Source organism: Phytoactinopolyspora alkaliphila (genome assembly GCF_010550695.1).
GTDB classification, from domain to species: domain Bacteria; phylum Actinomycetota; class Actinomycetes; order Jiangellales; family Jiangellaceae; genus Phytoactinopolyspora; species Phytoactinopolyspora alkaliphila.
In genome coordinates this window covers 1-14,499 of sequence record NZ_JAAGOB010000011.1, presented here as the reverse complement: position 1 = coordinate 14,499, position 14,499 = coordinate 1, and the positions used below count along the sequence as shown (strand labels likewise).

Below are 14,499 nucleotides of genomic sequence, written 5' to 3'. Positions count from 1 at the left end.
AGATGACGCTGTGCGCCCTGCGGTGCTGCATGTGCCATCTGATCGTTCTCTGTCCGGCGCGCGGGTTACAACTGGCCCGCGGCGGTGATGGTGACCACCGGGTGTCCTGCCTCGTTCGACGCGGCGAAGTCGATCACCGCCGTGAATCCCCAGTCGTGATCGCCGGCAGGATCGTCGATGATCTGCCGGACCTCCCATTGGTCGGGGTGCTCGGTGATGATCAGCATCTTGGCGCTGCGAGCGTCCGGGCCGAGGAGGACCTCGTCGTGCTCGTCGAAGTAGGCATCCAGGGCGTCGGCCCACGCGTCGGCGTTCCAGCCGGACTCCGCGTCGAGCTCGCCCAGCTCTTCCCACTTCTCCCGGGCCATCAGTTCCACCCGGCGGAACATGGCGTTGCGCACGGCCACCGTGAACGCGCGCCGGTTCGCGGTGAGGGGGCGCGTCGTCTCGCCGGGGGGACCCTCGTCGTAGCCGTCCCCGTCCTCGAGCGCTTCCGGGTGCTGCAGCTTCTCCCACTCGTCGAGCAGGCTGGAGTCGACCTGGCGGACCAGCTCGCCGAGCCACTCGATGATGTCGCTGAGCTCCTCGGTGCGGACGTCCTCTTGCACCGTCTGCCGCAGGGCACGGTAGGCGTCGGCGAGATATCGCAGCAGTGCGCCCTCGGAGCGCGCCAGCTGGTAGAAGCGGACGAAGTCGCCAAAACTCATGGCCCGCTCGAACAGGTCACGGGCGACGGACTTCGGGGACAGCTCGTGGTCGGCCACCCAAGGATTGGTCCGCCGGTACATGTCGAACGCCGCTTCGAGGAGCTCTTCCAGCGGCTTCGGATAGGTCACGTCCTCGAGCAGTTCCATCCGCTCGTCGTACTCGATGCCCTCGGCCTTCATCGCGGCCACCGCTTCACCGCGCGCCTTGTTCTGTTGTGCGGAGAGCACCTGGCGAGGATCGTCCAGCGTGGACTCGACCACAGAGAGCACGTCAAGCGCGTAGGTGGGGGACTCGCGGTCGAGGAGCTCGAACGCCGCCAGCGCGAACGGCGACAACGGCTGGTTGAGGGCGAAGTCGGACTGCGGATCGACGGTGAGCCGCACGGTGCGCCCCTGCTCGTCAGGCACGTCGAGCCGCTCGATGACGCCGCTCTGCAACAGTGCGCGATAGATTGCGACGGCACGGCGGATGTGGCGGCGCTGAGCGGGGCGGGGTTCGTGGTTCTCGGTCAGCAGCTTGCGCATCGCCTCGAAGGCATCGCCCGGGCGGCCGGCGACGGACAGCACCATCGTGTGGCTGACCGCGAAGCTCGAGGTCAGCGGTTCGGGCGGAGACTCGACGAGCCGTTCGAACGTCTTCTCGCCCCAGGAGACGAAACCCTCCGGCGGCTTCTTGCGAACCACCTTGCGTCGCTTCTTCGGGTCGTCACCGGCCTTGGTCAGGGCTTTCTCATTCTCGACGACGTGCTCCGGAGCCTGCACGATCACCTCGCCGACGGTGTCGTAGCCGGCGCGCCCGGCCCGCCCGGCGATCTGGTGGAACTCCCGGGCGCTCAGATGCCGGGTCCTGGTGCCGTCGTACTTGGCGAGGCCGGACAACAGGACCGTGCGGATCGGCACGTTGATGCCGACGCCGAGCGTGTCGGTGCCGCAGATGACCTTCAGCAGGCCGGCCTGGGTGAGCCGTTCCACCAGCCGGCGGTACTTCGGCAGCATCCCGGCGTGGTGGACCCCGATCCCGTGCCGGACCAGGCGGTTGAGCACTTTGCCGAACCCCGCGTGGAAGCGGAACCCGCCAATTTCCGCCGCGATCCGGTCCCGGTCTGCTCTGCTGGCGACGTTGACGCTGGTCAAAGCCTGCGCTCGTTCGATCGCCGACGCCTGGGTGAAGTGCACGACGTAGACCGGGGCACGGTGCGTGGACAACAGCTCGTCGAGGAGCTCGTGGATCGACTCGGTGGAGTAGGAGAAGGTCAGCGGCACAGGGCGGGTGTCCGAAGCCACGACCGCGACGTCGCGTCCGGTGCGCTGGGACAGGTCCTTATAGAAGAAGCTGACGTCGCCAAGCGTGGCCGACATCAGGAGGAACTGCGTGTGCGGCAGCTCGAGCAGGGGAACCTGCCACGCCCAGCCGCGCTGCGGGTCGGCGTAGAAGTGGAACTCGTCCATCACCACCTGGCCGACGTCCGCGTCGGCACCGTCGCGCAGGGCGATGTTGGCCAGGATCTCGGCTGTGCAGCAGATGATCGGCGCGCCAGGGTTGACGCTGGAGTCACCGGTCATCATGCCGACGTTGGCGGCGCCGAATGTGGCGATCAGGTCGAAGAACTTCTCCGACACCAGAGCCTTCAACGGCGCCGAGTAGAACGTGCGGCGGCCCGTGCTGAGCGCCGCGAAATGGGCGCCGACGGCCACTAGGCTCTTGCCTGATCCGGTGGGGGTGTTCAAGATGACGTGCGAGCCGGAGACCAGCTCGATCAGCGCCTCCTGCTGGGCGGGGTACAGCTCGAAGCCGCGCTCGGACGCCCACGTGGTGAAGGCGTCGTAGAGGGCGTCCGGCTCGGTGCTTTCCGGCGTGACCAGAGACGGCGTCATCAGCGCCGGCCGCTCGCGGTCTCGCGGGCGGAGTCGGTCTTCTTCCAGGCCTGGAACTCGTCCTCGATCAGTCCGGTACGCCAGTATCCGGACAAAGACAAGAATTCCGGGTCGACGCCGCGCTCATCGAGGAAGTAGCTGCGCAGACCCTTGACCAGGCGAGACTCACCGTGGACGAACACGTTGGCGCGGCCGGGCAGCCATGGTTCCGCTTTGACGGCGTCGATGAGCCGGCTCACGTCTCCCGGCGGCGCGCCGTCGCGGTGCAGCCAGGTGATGGCAGCGTCACCAGCGGTGATCAGCGGCTGCTCCTCGGTCGCGTCGGCGACCTCGATGAGCACGCGTACACGATGGCCGCTCGGCATCGCCTCAAGGGCGGAGGCGATGGCCGGCAGCGCGGCCTCGTCGCCGGCAAGGAGATGCCAGTCCGCGTCCTGGCTGGGAGCGTAGGCACCGCTAGGACCGAAGAAGCAGATGTCATCGCCCGGCTGGGCGGTCGCCGCCCAGGGCGCGGCCAGCCCCTCGTCGCCGTGGACGACGAAGTCGATGGCGATCTCACCGGCCGATGTGTCGACGTAGCGGACCGTGTAGGTGCGGGTGACCGGCCAGTGTTCCCGTGGCATGCTCGAGCGGACCTCGGCGACGTCCATCGGATTCGGATACTCCACGCCTGGCGTGAGGAACAGGAGTTTGACGTACCGGTCGGTGTAGGGGTTGTTCACGAAGTCGACGAAGCCGGACCCTCCTGCGACCACGCGGACCATGTGAGGGGTCAGCCACTCGGTGCGGATCACCTGAAGTCTGGTGATGCGCCGCGCGCGGCGTGCGGGTCGATCCCTCTGGGCCATGCAAGCCACCCTAACTCGCGCGCTCATAATCATTTGGGGGCGGTCATTCGACGGTGATGCGCAGGATCCGGTCGTCTCCCTGGTTCGGGTCCCTGCGGCCGTCGGTGTTGTTGGTCAGCACCCACAGAGAACCGTCCGGCGCGACTGCGGCGTCTCGTAGCCGTCCGTAGTCGCCGATGAACTCTTCGGGATCTCCGACTTCGCCGTCGGACAGGGGGATCTGCCAGAGCACCGAGCCTCGCAGGGACGCCATGAACAGCGTCTGTGCCACGTAGGCCAGCCCGCTTGGGGACGCGTCGGCGACCGGCCATTCGAGCTCCGGGTCGATGTACTCGTCGTTCTCGGCGATCCCTTCGACGTCCGGCCAGCCGTAGTCGCCGCCCGGTTCGATGAGGTTCAGCTCGTCAGCGGTGCTGTCGCCGAACTCGCTGGCCCACAGCTGGGCGTCGTCGTCGAAGGCCAGCCCCTGCACGTTTCGATGACCGTACGAGTAGATCGGCGAATCGCCGAGCGGGTTGTCACCGGGGATGTCGCCGTCCGGGGTGACGCGGAGGATCTTGCCCGCCAGCGTGTCGAGGTCCGGGGAGTTGGAGCCGTCGCCGGCGTCGCCCGTGGCGACGTAGAGCATGCCGTCGGGGCCGAAGACGATCCGCCCGCCGTTGTGCCGCGAGGACGCGGGGATGCCGTCGAGGACAGTCTCGAACTCGCCGAACTCGCCGTCGGTATATGTAGTGCGCACAACCTGGTTCTCACTGCCCATGGTCGCGTACGCGTACAGCGTCTCCGGCGATTCGGGGTCGAAGGCGATACCCAGCAGGCCACCCTCCACGTCTCCGTCGACACCGGGTACCTCGCCGACCTCCGTCTGCTCGCCGTCCTGCGAGACGTGGACCACGGTGCCGGCATCGCGCTGAGACACCAGGGCGTCGCCGTCCGGGAGGAACGCGATACTCCACGGCGCGTCCAGGCCTGTGGCCAACTCTTCGACGTCGGTGGGTTCCACGGGGCCGGGCACTGGCGTGCTCGGCGGACTGGCGGTGACGTGCGGCGTGGTCGAATCCGGTTCCGGTGATTCCGTGTGTGGCGGCCCGGTGCCCGGTGGCTCCGCGCCGGGGAAGTCGGTGGCGGTGGGCGGCGCGGCGTCCGGCTCGTCGTCGTTCCCGCATCCAGCGACGACGAGGGCCGCAGCGGCCAGAAACCCGATGAGTCGCGAGGCTTTCACCTCTCCCATCGTGCCACAGGCTGTCACCGTCACGCGCGGACGATAGTTTGGACCGGTGACCGCTCTTCTCCTGCCCTCCCTGGCCGACGACTTGCCGATCGCCGACAGTCTCGACACTCATGTCTGGGACAGCGGCGACGAGCTTCCCGACGACGACGTCCTCGGGCAGGTGGGCATGTACGTGATGCCGTACACCTTCTCCGCCGACACCGGGGACATCATTGCGCGGATGCCGCAGCTCTCCGTGGTCCAGACACTGACCGCGGGTTACGAGCATGTCCGCCCTTACCTGCGACCAGGCATCACCCTGTGCAACGCCCGCGGCGTGCACGACGCGAGCACCGCCGAACTGGCCGTGACCTTGACGCTGGCGTCGTTGCGCGGCATCCCGACGTTCGTCGAGGCTCGCCAGCGCGGCGAGTGGGCCTTCGGAGTGTACGAGGCGCTCGCGGACAAGACGGTGCTCATCGTGGGCTACGGCGCCATCGGCCGGGCCATCGAGGACCGGCTGGTGCCGTTCGAATGCGACGTGCTGCGGGTGGCCAGGACCGCGCGCGACGGCGTGGCCGGATTCGAGTCCTTGCCCGAGCTGGTCGGACACGCCGACGTCGCCATCATGATCTGCCCGCTCACCGACGAGACCCGGGGAATGGTGGACGCCACGTTCCTGGCGTCGATGAAGGACGACGCCCTGCTGGTCAACGTCGCGCGCGGGGGTGTGGTGGACACCGACGCACTGGTGGCCGAACTGTCCGCCGGGCGGCTTCGCGCCGCGCTCGACGTCACCGACCCCGAGCCGCCCCCAGAGGGTCACCCGCTGTGGACGGTGCCGAACCTCCTGCTGTCGCCGCATGTGGGCGGCTCGTCGTCGGCGTTCCTCCCGCGTGCGCGCAGGCTCGTGAAGGCGCAGGTGGAGCGGTATGCGGCCGGGGATCCGCTGGCCAACGTCGTCGTCGGTCCGTAGCTCGGCGGCTGATCAGCGGTGCTCGGATTGCCACCGGGCACATCACCATGCGTTGACGTGCTTCACCATGCTTGCAGACCTGGTATCGCTGGGGTACGCATGGTTTACATGATCATTCAGGCCGGGTCTGGAGGTTCCGGGTTGCTCAGCCGGTCCACGATCTCGCGCACCGTGCGGGACTCGTCGTCGTAATAGGACAGCCCCCACTGGGCGACCTCCGCCGGGAAGCGGAAGGTGGCGTCCGAGCCCAGGCCGTCGCGGACCTCCTGCAGTTCGGCGCGGCGTTCGTCCAGCTGCGCTATGTACCCTCCGAGCATCTTGCGGGTGACGTCGATATCGACCAGGTGCCCGAGCAGCAGGCGCAAAGCCGCCGGGTGCTTGAGAACCGGGAAGTCGATCGGCGTGTCACTGAGCCAGCGGCGCAGCTCGGCCATGCCGCGTTCGCTGATCTTGTAGCGCCGGGCCGGTCGCTGACCAGTCCGGTCGTCGCGGGACTCCAGGAGACCGAGCCGGTCGAGACGGGTGAGCTCGGAGTAGACCTGGCTCATCGCCGGTGCCACCCAGTAGAAGCGCAGCGTGGAGTCGGCCCACTGCTTCAGCTCGTATCCAGTGAGCTCCGGGCCGAAGGACAGCAGGCCGAGCAGCGCGTAACTGGTGGGCGGCAAATCGTGCTCCGGCGCCTGGCGCAGATCCGATCCGCTGAGCGAGTCCTCCGGCGGTCCCGCCGGATCTGCCACCCCGCCTGTGTCGGTCATGTGTCTCCTTCTTCTCGAAACCGCCGGAGCCTGCGGATGCGAACCGCCACCGCAGGCTCCGATTCTCCCTTATGTTCCTAGTCGGAACACCAGCTGATCCGCACCATGTCCCTCCGCGACGGCCTCGGCGGTTGAGGGGTCTGTTGCCGCGCGCTGCACAGGAGTAAACTCCCGGCGCATATTCCAGTTCGGAACACCAGAGGTGTGGGGGCGTGAGGGTCATGAACGACGTACTGGTGGCGGTCGGGACGCGCAAGGGACTGTGGCTGCTGCGGAGCTCGGATCGCCGGTCGTGGTCCGTGGACGGTCCGCACCTGCTCATGAAGTCCGTCGCGGCGTGCGCCATCGACACGCGCGGCGAGCGGCCGCGAATCCTGGCCGGTGCCAGCTATGACCACTGGGGGCCGGCCGTCTCCTGGTCCGATGACCTCGGCGCCACGTGGAGCGAGGCACCCGACGGGAGCGGGATCCGCTTCCCGGCCAACCTGGGGGCATCGGTGGAGCAGGTCTGGCAGATCCGCCCCGATACGGCGGACCGCCCCGGGGTGGTCTGGGCGGGCACCGAGCCGTCGGCGCTGTGGCGTTCCGGCGACGGTGGAGAGACGTTCGCGCTGTGTGAGGGTCTGTGGAATCACCCGCACCGCCCCACCTGGCAGCCCGGCGGCGGTGGGCAGGCGCTGCACACGGTCCTGCCGCACCCGAGCGACGAGAACCGGGTGATGGTGGCCATGTCTACTGGCGGCGTGTATGTCAGCGACGACGCCGCTCAGAGCTGGAACCCGTCCAACTCGGGCATCGGTGCCGGCTTCCTCCCCGGCGAGGAGCCCGAGTACGGGCAATGCGTGCACAAGGTCGCCCGGGACGCGACTGACCCGGACCGTCTCTTCGCGCAGAACCACGGTGGTGTGTATCGCTCCGACGACGGCGGCAAGAGCTGGACGCCCATCGCCGATGGGCTGCCGTCGGACTTCGGTTTCCCCGTCGTCGCGCACCCGCATCGCGCCGGGACCGCGTGGGTGGTGCCCCTGACCGCCGACATCGAGCGCATGCCGCCCGAGCGCACATTGCAGGTGTGGCGGACCGGCGACGCCGGCGCGACCTGGACGAAGTCGATCATCGGCATGCCCGGCATGTTCTACGCGTCCGTGTTGCGTGACGCGTTCACCGCCGACGACGTCGCTGACCCCGCCGGGGTGTACCTCGGGACGCGCGACGGCTCCGTCTACGCGAGTGCCGACGAAGGCCAGACCTGGTCGGAGGTCCTGACGCACCTGCCCGACGTGCTCTGCGTGCGTGCCGCCACCTTGTCGTAGCGGCGCCAGGAGCGGCACGGGCGCCGCCGGCGACGCCGACGGCCACGGCGACGCCGACGGCCCGCCTGCCCGCCGGTAATGGTGGCGCCGTGAAGCCACAGCGTGGAGGATGGGGGCATGGTTGAGATGACGCTGGAGTCCGTGGGTGACCACCAACTGGACGCGGCCAGGAATTCCCCCAACGGCAGGGCAGCCCGAACTCTGCACAGCGGCGCCCGGCTACGGCAGACCCTGATCGCGCTCACCGCCGGCACTCGGCTCAACGAGCACCAGAGCCCCGGCGACGCCACCATTCTGTGCCTGCGGGGCAGCGTCACGCTGCACGCGGGTGAGCGCAGCGTCACCATCCCGGCGGGATCCCTGGTCGACGTCCCGCCGCAGCGCCACGACCTCGTCGCCAACGACGACTCACTGGTCATCCTGACCGTCGGCCTCGGCTAGAGCACTGGCGGCGGTGCGGTGCGCGGGCGCTCCCGCTGGCACGCCGGATCTCGTGGGTTCCGGTGAGCCGGCATGCGCGCCTGCTGACCGGCGATCGTCCGGATCACGGACCTCCCTGCTTCTGGAGCGGACGGCGGGTCTAGCGTTGGATGCCATGACCATGACACCGTCGACGTCGTCGTCGCCCGAAAACCCCGCACCTACGGCCAAGCCGGACATCAAGCCGCATTCGCGGACTGTCACCGATGGGCTCGAGCGTGCCGCCGCCCGCGGGATGCTGCGTGCCGTCGGGATGACCGATGACGACTGGGAGAAGCCGCAGATCGGGGTCGGCTCGTCGTGGAACGAGATCACCCCGTGCAACCTGTCCCTGGCCAGGCTCGCGCAGGCGTCCAAGGAGGGTGTGCACGCGGCGGGTGGCTTCCCGCTCGAGTTCGGCACCATCTCGGTGTCCGACGGCATCTCGATGGGCCACGAGGGCATGCACTACTCACTGGTGTCCCGGGAGGTCATCGCCGACTCGGTGGAGACTGTCTTCGGTGCGGAACGCCTCGACGGTGCCATCCTGCTGGCCGGATGCGACAAGTCCGAGCCCGCCATGCTGATGGCAGCGGCCCGCCTGGACGTCGCCGCCGTCTTCCTCTACGCCGGTTCCATCCTGCCCGGCCGGGTGGGAGACCGCGAAGTCACCATCATCGACGCGTTCGAGGCCGTCGGCGCTTGTGCGCGCGGGCTGATCACCCGCGAAGAGGTCGACGAGATCGAGCGCGCCATCTGCCCGGGAGAAGGCGCCTGCGGCGGCATGTACACGGCGAACACCATGGCCAGCGCGGCCGAGGCGATGGGCATGTCGCTACCGGGAAGCGCCGCGCCGCCCGCGGTGGACCGTCGTCGCGACGGGTTCGCGCGACGCTCTGGCGAGGCCGTCGTCGAACTGCTGCGCCGCGGTATCACCACCCGCGACATCCTCACCAAGGAGGCGTTCGAGAACGCCATCGCCGTGGTGATGGCGCTGGGCGGCTCCACCAACGCCGTGCTGCACCTGATGGCGATCGCGCACGAGGCCCAGGTCAAGCTCGAGCTCGACGACTTCAACCGGATCGGCGACACGGTCCCGCACCTGGCCGATGTGAAGCCCTTCGGCCAGTACGTGATGACCGACGTCGACCGGATCGGCGGTGTGCCCGTCGTGATGCGCGCCCTGCTCGACGCGGGTCTGCTGCACGGCGACTGCCTCACCGTCACCGGCAAGACGATGGCTGAGAACCTGGCGCACATCGCCCCGCCCGACCCCGACGGCAAGATCATCCACGCGATGTCCAACCCGATCCATGCCACCGGCGGAATCACCGTCCTGCGCGGGTCGCTCGCGCCAGAGGGAGCGGTGGTGAAGTCCGCGGGCTTCGACACGGATGTCTTCGAGGGTACCGCTCGGGTCTTCGATGGTGAGGCCGCCGCGATGGAGGCCGTCGAACGGAACACGCTCAAGAAGAACGACGTCATCATCATTCGCTACGAGGGCCCCAAAGGCGGGCCGGGCATGCGCGAGATGCTGGCCGTCACCGGTGCCATCAAGGGCGCGGGCCTGGGTAAGGACGTGCTGCTCGTCACCGACGGCCGGTTCTCCGGCGGGACCACGGGTCCGTGCATCGGTCACGTGGCGCCCGAAGCGGTCGACGGCGGCCCCATCGCCTTGGTGCAGGACGGCGACCCCATCCGGCTCGACATGGCCGCGCGCAGCCTGGAACTGCTCGTTGACGACGACGAACTGGCCCGCCGCCGAGATGCGTGGAAAAAGCCGGCACCCAAGCGTGAGCGCGGTGTGCTGGCGAAGTACGCCAAGCTGGTCGGCTCGGCCGCCAACGGCGCCGTCTGCGACTGATGTGATGCAGGACGCAACGTAGCGTCCTACGAGGTGGGCGTCCGGGCCCACGATCTGCAGGACGCAGTGTGGAGGTACACGGTGGGCAAGGTGCACGACGGCATCGGCGGCAAGTTGAGGGAGTTCATTGCCGCGCAGAAGATGTTTTTCGTCGCGACGGCGCCCAGCGGATCGGAGGGGCATGTCAACGTGTCGCCGAAGGGCATCGGCGGTTCGTTCGCGGTCCTCGATGAGCACAGCGTCGCCTACCTCGACTACACGGCGAGCGGCGCCGAGACGATCGCTCACCTGCGCGAGAACGGGCGGATCACGCTGATGTTCTGTGCGTTCGAGGGACCGCCCAATGTCGTGCGCCTGCACGGGACCGGCCGCGTCGTCGCACTGTACGACCCGGAGTTCTCCGAGCTCATCGAGCTCTTCTCGGAGCATCGTGGGGCGCGCGCGGTCATTGTCGTGGACGTGCGCCGGGTGTCGGACTCGTGTGGGTTCGGCGTGCCGCTGATGGAGTACGTGGGGGAGCGCGATCTCCTGCCCGCGTATATGGACCGTAAGGGCGTGGACGGGCAGGTCGCGTATCGGGCGACGAGGAACAGGGTCAGCCTGGACGGCCTGCCGGCGTTCGACTACGACCCGGTCGACTCCCCGGCTCCGCCGGAGCGTTAGCTCGTCGCCTTTAGCCATGTGGAAAATCGTGGTTCCTGGGGTGCCGTGTGGAAGCTCGTGGTCGCTGGGGTGCCGTGTGGAAGCTCCAATGGAAGCTTGTGGTCATTGCCGGCCTGCATCCGGAAGCCCGTGGTCGCCAGAGTGCCATGTGGAAGCGTGTGGTCGTGGCGCCGGGAACGTGGACGCTTGTGGCGGCTGGATGACCGTGCGTGTGGAAAGCGCGTGGCGGTTCGTCGTCGGCGTGACTGTGCTCGACCTACACCGATGCGCTAGCCCGGGGAGACACGACTCCGTCCGTCACTCATCCGCCAGTGTTCCGGGTATGAGTACGGTGTGGCTACCACCTGTACGTCGTCCTCGTAGACGATCATTCCTGGGTGATCGGTGCGCAGTTCTGTCCATGGGACTCCGTAGCGATCCAGAAGTGCGAGGTAACCGTCGCATGTGGAGATCAGCGATGTGGCGGTGGACTTGAACCATGACACAGCGCCTGGATTGAGCTCGCGATCGAAGCATGCCGGGTCCACGGTGCTCGGGTCCGTGTAGGCGGCGTCGCCATGGTCGTTGGCCGCCCTCCACCAGGCGTAGTCGTCTGGGCTCAGGGCGCCGGCGTGGGCCAGCCCGTTCGCCAGGGCGAAGACACCGGGAAACATCCCGCGCCGGTTCGGCACCGCACTCTGGAATCGGATGAATCGTGGCACGCGCAACGATGCTAGACGGGATTCGTCGTCGTGCGGCGTCGCCGCGCTGTAGTCACGCGGAAGCACATGGTCGCTCGCGACGAGCGGTGAGCCCTGGCAGGGTTGCGACAGCGGCCGGCGAACTAAGCGGAATGTTCCACCCTGTGCGGCATGGCCGCGATGCGCCGAGCCCCTTAGCTTTGTCCTGCGCACACGAGCGCTGGACACCACAAGGGGGATATGTGAGGCGAGAGGCGTTCAAGGTAGACCGCCGCGCTGGGATGGCGTACCTGGCCGGTACCCAGAACGTCGGCCTGGGAGAGTGACCGTGCCAGCTCACAATGGCTTTCTCGGTGCCGACGTCGACCAGCTTCGGGCCTTCGCCGCCGCGTGTGATCACGCGGGCCTCGAGGTCAACGCGGTACGGGCGCGTGTGTCGACGGCATTGAACCAGCTCGCGTGGCGAGGCCGGGATGCGGATGCGGCCCGCGCGGAGTGGTTCGGTGAGCATGCCCGCGTGCTGATGTTCGCCACCGAGCTTCTGGACGGCGTGGCGTATCTCGTCAGCCGGCAGGCCGACCAGCAGGAGGCAGCCAGCGGTGATGCGCCGGGCGGGTCGGGGCAGCAGGCCCCGGGCGCCGGTGCGGACAGGGGCGGCAGCGCCACCGGCGGGCCCGCCGACCCGCCTGGGAGTTTGATCGGCGATCTCTACCGGCGGTGGGAGGAGACATGGGGTCCAGTCGATGCCCTGATCGCCGTCGCTCCCTGGGTGGGTGCTGCCACGACGTGGACGGACGCGGCGAAGGACACCTGGCTCGACTGGGTACGCCACGCCGATCAGTGGGAGCGGGCGAACATCGGAGGCTGGACCGGCAACGCCTTGACCGGCTTGAGCCTGGTGGGCGCGGGCGTGAACGCCTCGCGGTACGTCGACGCGATCTCCAGAGGAGACACCACCGGGGCGGTGGGCGAGGCGGCCGGCTTCGGTCTCACGTTCGCGTCGCTGTCGAGTATCGCGGCGCTGCGGGCGACCGGAGGGGTCGGCGCCGCCGCTCAGGGCGGCTGGATGGTGGGATCGGCGATCTACGACCACACCGGCCACACCAGGCCGATGATCTGGGTAGGGAACAACATCATCGGCCCGACCGGCGACGTGATCACGGGCATCTGGGACGACGACGCGCGCGGCAGAGTGAGTGAGCGGTGGGATCGGTACACCTCGTCGATCGGGAACTGGTGGCGGGGCAACGGCTCGCAGGGCGGGGGAGGACGATGAACGACGCGGTTCAGGCGACCGCCGACACGGGTGCCGCCGGCGCCGCAGGCGCGGGCGAGGTGACATTCACCGCGCACGAGCTGCTGGCGTTGCTCGAGTGGCGACCGGGCCCGGAAGCGGAGCTGAGCCGTGACGTGCTGCGGCTGCCGGCCACCGGCGTCGACCAGCTGGCGGTCGCGGGCAACGCCACGCTCATGGTGCGGGACATGTTCCGGACGGACGGTGACGAGCCTGGGCCTGCCGGGGCGGCATCCGTCGTGGGCTATGCGCTGACCGCAGCGCAGCGGTGCACGTCGCTCACGTTCGGTGAGCCGGACGTGAGCCGGGTGGTCCTCGTCATGGAGAGCGAGAAGGTCGCCCTGATCCTGACACCGCGAGTTCCCGAGCTGTTCGACGCGGTACCGCTACCGACCGCGATGACCAGTGCCGACGTCGTACCCGGATCCGTATCGCGATTCCTCGATCACCCGGGTGGACGCGTCGTACGCGTGGAGGTGGTGACCGCTCGTGGGCGTGGAGCCATGACCGTCGGAGCGGAGAGCGGCGGCCGGTGGTGGGCCGGCGACGACGACGGCGCACGCCGGGACGTGGCGCCCGGCGAGCTCCGCGGCATGATCGACGCGCTCGTGTCCCGGTCCTGAGGACGCCAGCCCCGGCAACGGGTGCGGGCCCGCAGCCTCGGAGCCGCCGCACCCGTCCTCCCGACCTCAGTGAGCGAGGTGCTCGCGGTTGGGCTGTTTGGGTTCGTCCGGGATTCCGGGAGATGTACAGCGCCCTTGATACCCTCGGCCCAGGTCGAAAGCGGGTAAGGTCTACCTTACCGGCGGAAGGGTCGATGTGCTGAGGGTGACGCTGCGAGGGTCGGGTGTGCCGACCGTCGTGCTGGGTTCGGGGGAGAGACTGCTGGTGGGCCGGGCGCCCGCGACTGCGTTGCCGGATGGTGACCCGGACGCCCAGCTGCGATACACGACGTTGGCGCTGCCGCGCGCGGCACCGCACGTGTCCCGGGTGGTCGGGGAGATCGTCGTCGGTGACGAAGTAGTCCGGCTGCGCTGGCGAGGATCCACCGAAGCTCAGCTGTCCAGCCTGTTCGACGCACCGGGCGGTGCGCGCCGGGTCACGCTCACCGACGGGATGGCGGCGCTGCTCGACGAAGGCGAGAATCACGTGCTTCTCTTGCGCGGACGGCAGACCGCCAATGGCGTGTACGGGGACCTGGTTCTGGTCCTCGACGTGGGTGTTCCGGAGGCCGCCGCCGACGCCCAGCCGGCCCAGCCCGACGCCGACGTCGACGCGGCGCCCACCGCACCGGCACCCCGCCTGGAGCCGCGGACCCGCGAATGGTTCGTCGCTCTGGCGCTCGCCGAGCCGTGGCTGTCCGGAGCCGACGACTATCCGAGGCCGCCTTCCAACCGCGAGATCTACGAGCGCGTCCGTGGCTGGCACGGGTACGCGTGGAACCTGGACCGCCCGCAGCGTGTGGATGACGCCATCCGGGTGGTGGCGCGGATGGCCTTCGGCCCGGCCGACGATCCGTTCAGCACCGGGTCGGGACGCGTGCAGAACGTGCGCTTCGCCGTCGGCCGTCGTGCGGCGGAGACCCGGCTGGTCACGGTCGACGACCTGGCCGAGGCCGAGCTGTCGGCGAGCGCCCGCAAGGGCCTCAGCGGCGATTCGCCCACCTCCGCCGCCCATCCTAAATGATCATGTAAACCATGTTTTCTCGTGCTTCACCAGGCCTGCAGACATGGTGAAGCACGAGAAAACATGGTTTACATGATCATTTAGGGCTCTCCTGACGTTTCCGTGGGTTAGCGGCCCGGGAGGGCTGGGCGGTAGCCGCCGAGGGAGAGCATGGCCAGGGCGATGAGGG

13 protein-coding genes are annotated in these 14,499 nt (G+C 68.7%); 8 read left to right on the top strand and 5 right to left on the bottom strand.

What is annotated here, in order from left to right:
- Positions 1 to 65: 65 nt before the first annotated feature.
- Genes G1H11_RS18730 through G1H11_RS18720 form a run of 3 tightly spaced genes read right to left on the bottom strand, consistent with a single transcriptional unit; the run spans position 66 to position 4,685 of the window.
- Positions 66 to 2,582, bottom strand: coding sequence for a DEAD/DEAH box helicase (locus G1H11_RS18730; protein WP_163820126.1), 2,517 nt, complete (start codon positions 2,580 to 2,582; stop codon positions 66 to 68).
- Entirely contained in the window at positions 2,582 to 3,430 is an 849-nt protein-coding gene (locus tag G1H11_RS18725; protein ID WP_174257781.1) for a siderophore-interacting protein, read from the bottom strand. Before G1H11_RS18725 ends, G1H11_RS18730 begins: the two co-directional genes overlap by 1 nt.
- 43 nt (positions 3,431 to 3,473) lie before the next feature.
- Entirely contained in the window at positions 3,474 to 4,685 is a 1,212-nt protein-coding gene (locus G1H11_RS18720; protein WP_216843915.1) for a PQQ-dependent sugar dehydrogenase, read from the bottom strand.
- A gap of 22 nt (positions 4,686 to 4,707) precedes the next feature.
- Between G1H11_RS18720 and G1H11_RS18715 the strand changes: the two genes are divergently transcribed.
- Positions 4,708 to 5,616, top strand: a complete 909-nt coding sequence (locus tag G1H11_RS18715) for an NAD(P)-dependent oxidoreductase (RefSeq protein ID WP_163820125.1) — start codon at positions 4,708 to 4,710, stop codon at positions 5,614 to 5,616.
- A gap of 116 nt (positions 5,617 to 5,732) precedes the next feature.
- Here G1H11_RS18715 and G1H11_RS18710 read toward each other — a convergent pair whose 3' ends face one another.
- Entirely contained in the window at positions 5,733 to 6,371 is a 639-nt protein-coding gene (locus G1H11_RS18710; protein ID WP_163820124.1) for a PadR family transcriptional regulator, read from the bottom strand.
- Between the two features lie 212 nt (positions 6,372 to 6,583).
- Between G1H11_RS18710 and G1H11_RS18705 the strand changes: the two genes are divergently transcribed.
- From G1H11_RS18705 to G1H11_RS18690, 4 genes are all read left to right on the top strand, one after another.
- On the top strand, positions 6,584 to 7,684 hold the full coding sequence (locus G1H11_RS18705) for a WD40/YVTN/BNR-like repeat-containing protein (protein ID WP_163820123.1): 1,101 nt from the start codon (positions 6,584 to 6,586) through the stop codon (positions 7,682 to 7,684).
- Between the two features lie 117 nt (positions 7,685 to 7,801).
- Positions 7,802 to 8,125, top strand: coding sequence for a cupin domain-containing protein (locus G1H11_RS18700; protein WP_163820122.1), 324 nt, complete (start codon positions 7,802 to 7,804; stop codon positions 8,123 to 8,125).
- Positions 8,126 to 8,279: 154 nt separating this feature from the next.
- On the top strand, positions 8,280 to 10,007 hold the full coding sequence (gene ilvD, locus G1H11_RS18695; RefSeq protein WP_163820121.1) for a dihydroxy-acid dehydratase: 1,728 nt from the start codon (positions 8,280 to 8,282) through the stop codon (positions 10,005 to 10,007).
- A gap of 81 nt (positions 10,008 to 10,088) precedes the next feature.
- Positions 10,089 to 10,670 carry a pyridoxamine 5'-phosphate oxidase family protein gene (locus tag G1H11_RS18690; RefSeq protein ID WP_163820254.1) on the top strand — a complete coding sequence of 194 codons (582 nt, stop codon included), beginning with the start codon at positions 10,089 to 10,091 and terminating at the stop codon, positions 10,668 to 10,670.
- A gap of 269 nt (positions 10,671 to 10,939) precedes the next feature.
- Here G1H11_RS18690 and G1H11_RS18685 read toward each other — a convergent pair whose 3' ends face one another.
- Positions 10,940 to 11,371, bottom strand: a complete 432-nt coding sequence (locus G1H11_RS18685; protein ID WP_216843913.1) for a hypothetical protein — start codon at positions 11,369 to 11,371, stop codon at positions 10,940 to 10,942.
- Positions 11,372 to 11,678: 307 nt separating this feature from the next.
- Between G1H11_RS18685 and G1H11_RS18680 the strand changes: the two genes are divergently transcribed.
- From G1H11_RS18680 to G1H11_RS18670, 3 genes are all read left to right on the top strand, one after another.
- Complete coding sequence (locus tag G1H11_RS18680; RefSeq protein WP_163820120.1) at positions 11,679 to 12,626, top strand: hypothetical protein; 948 nt, start codon at positions 11,679 to 11,681, stop codon at positions 12,624 to 12,626.
- Positions 12,623 to 13,267 carry a hypothetical protein gene (locus G1H11_RS18675; protein WP_163820119.1) on the top strand — a complete coding sequence of 215 codons (645 nt, stop codon included), beginning with the start codon at positions 12,623 to 12,625 and terminating at the stop codon, positions 13,265 to 13,267. The genes G1H11_RS18680 and G1H11_RS18675 overlap by 4 nt, the downstream gene beginning before the upstream one ends.
- Positions 13,268 to 13,472: 205 nt before the next feature.
- On the top strand, positions 13,473 to 14,330 hold the full coding sequence (locus tag G1H11_RS18670) for a hypothetical protein (protein WP_216843912.1): 858 nt from the start codon (positions 13,473 to 13,475) through the stop codon (positions 14,328 to 14,330).
- The last annotated feature ends 169 nt before the right edge of the window (positions 14,331 to 14,499 follow it).

What these genes read in the sequence shown, in the direction of transcription:
- G1H11_RS18730 (WP_163820126.1), bottom strand. Translation starts at nt 2,582, where the DNA reads ATGACGCCGTCTCTGGTCACGCCGGAAAGCACCGAGCCGGACGCCCTC.
- G1H11_RS18725 (WP_174257781.1), bottom strand. Translation starts at nt 3,430, where the DNA reads ATGGCCCAGAGGGATCGACCCGCACGCCGCGCGCGGCGCATCACCAGA.
- G1H11_RS18710 (WP_163820124.1), bottom strand. Translation starts at nt 6,371, where the DNA reads ATGACCGACACAGGCGGGGTGGCAGATCCGGCGGGACCGCCGGAGGAC.
- G1H11_RS18700 (WP_163820122.1), top strand. Translation starts at nt 7,802, where the DNA reads ATGGTTGAGATGACGCTGGAGTCCGTGGGTGACCACCAACTGGACGCG.
- ilvD (WP_163820121.1), top strand. Translation starts at nt 8,280, where the DNA reads ATGACCATGACACCGTCGACGTCGTCGTCGCCCGAAAACCCCGCACCT.
- G1H11_RS18675 (WP_163820119.1), top strand. Translation starts at nt 12,623, where the DNA reads ATGAACGACGCGGTTCAGGCGACCGCCGACACGGGTGCCGCCGGCGCC.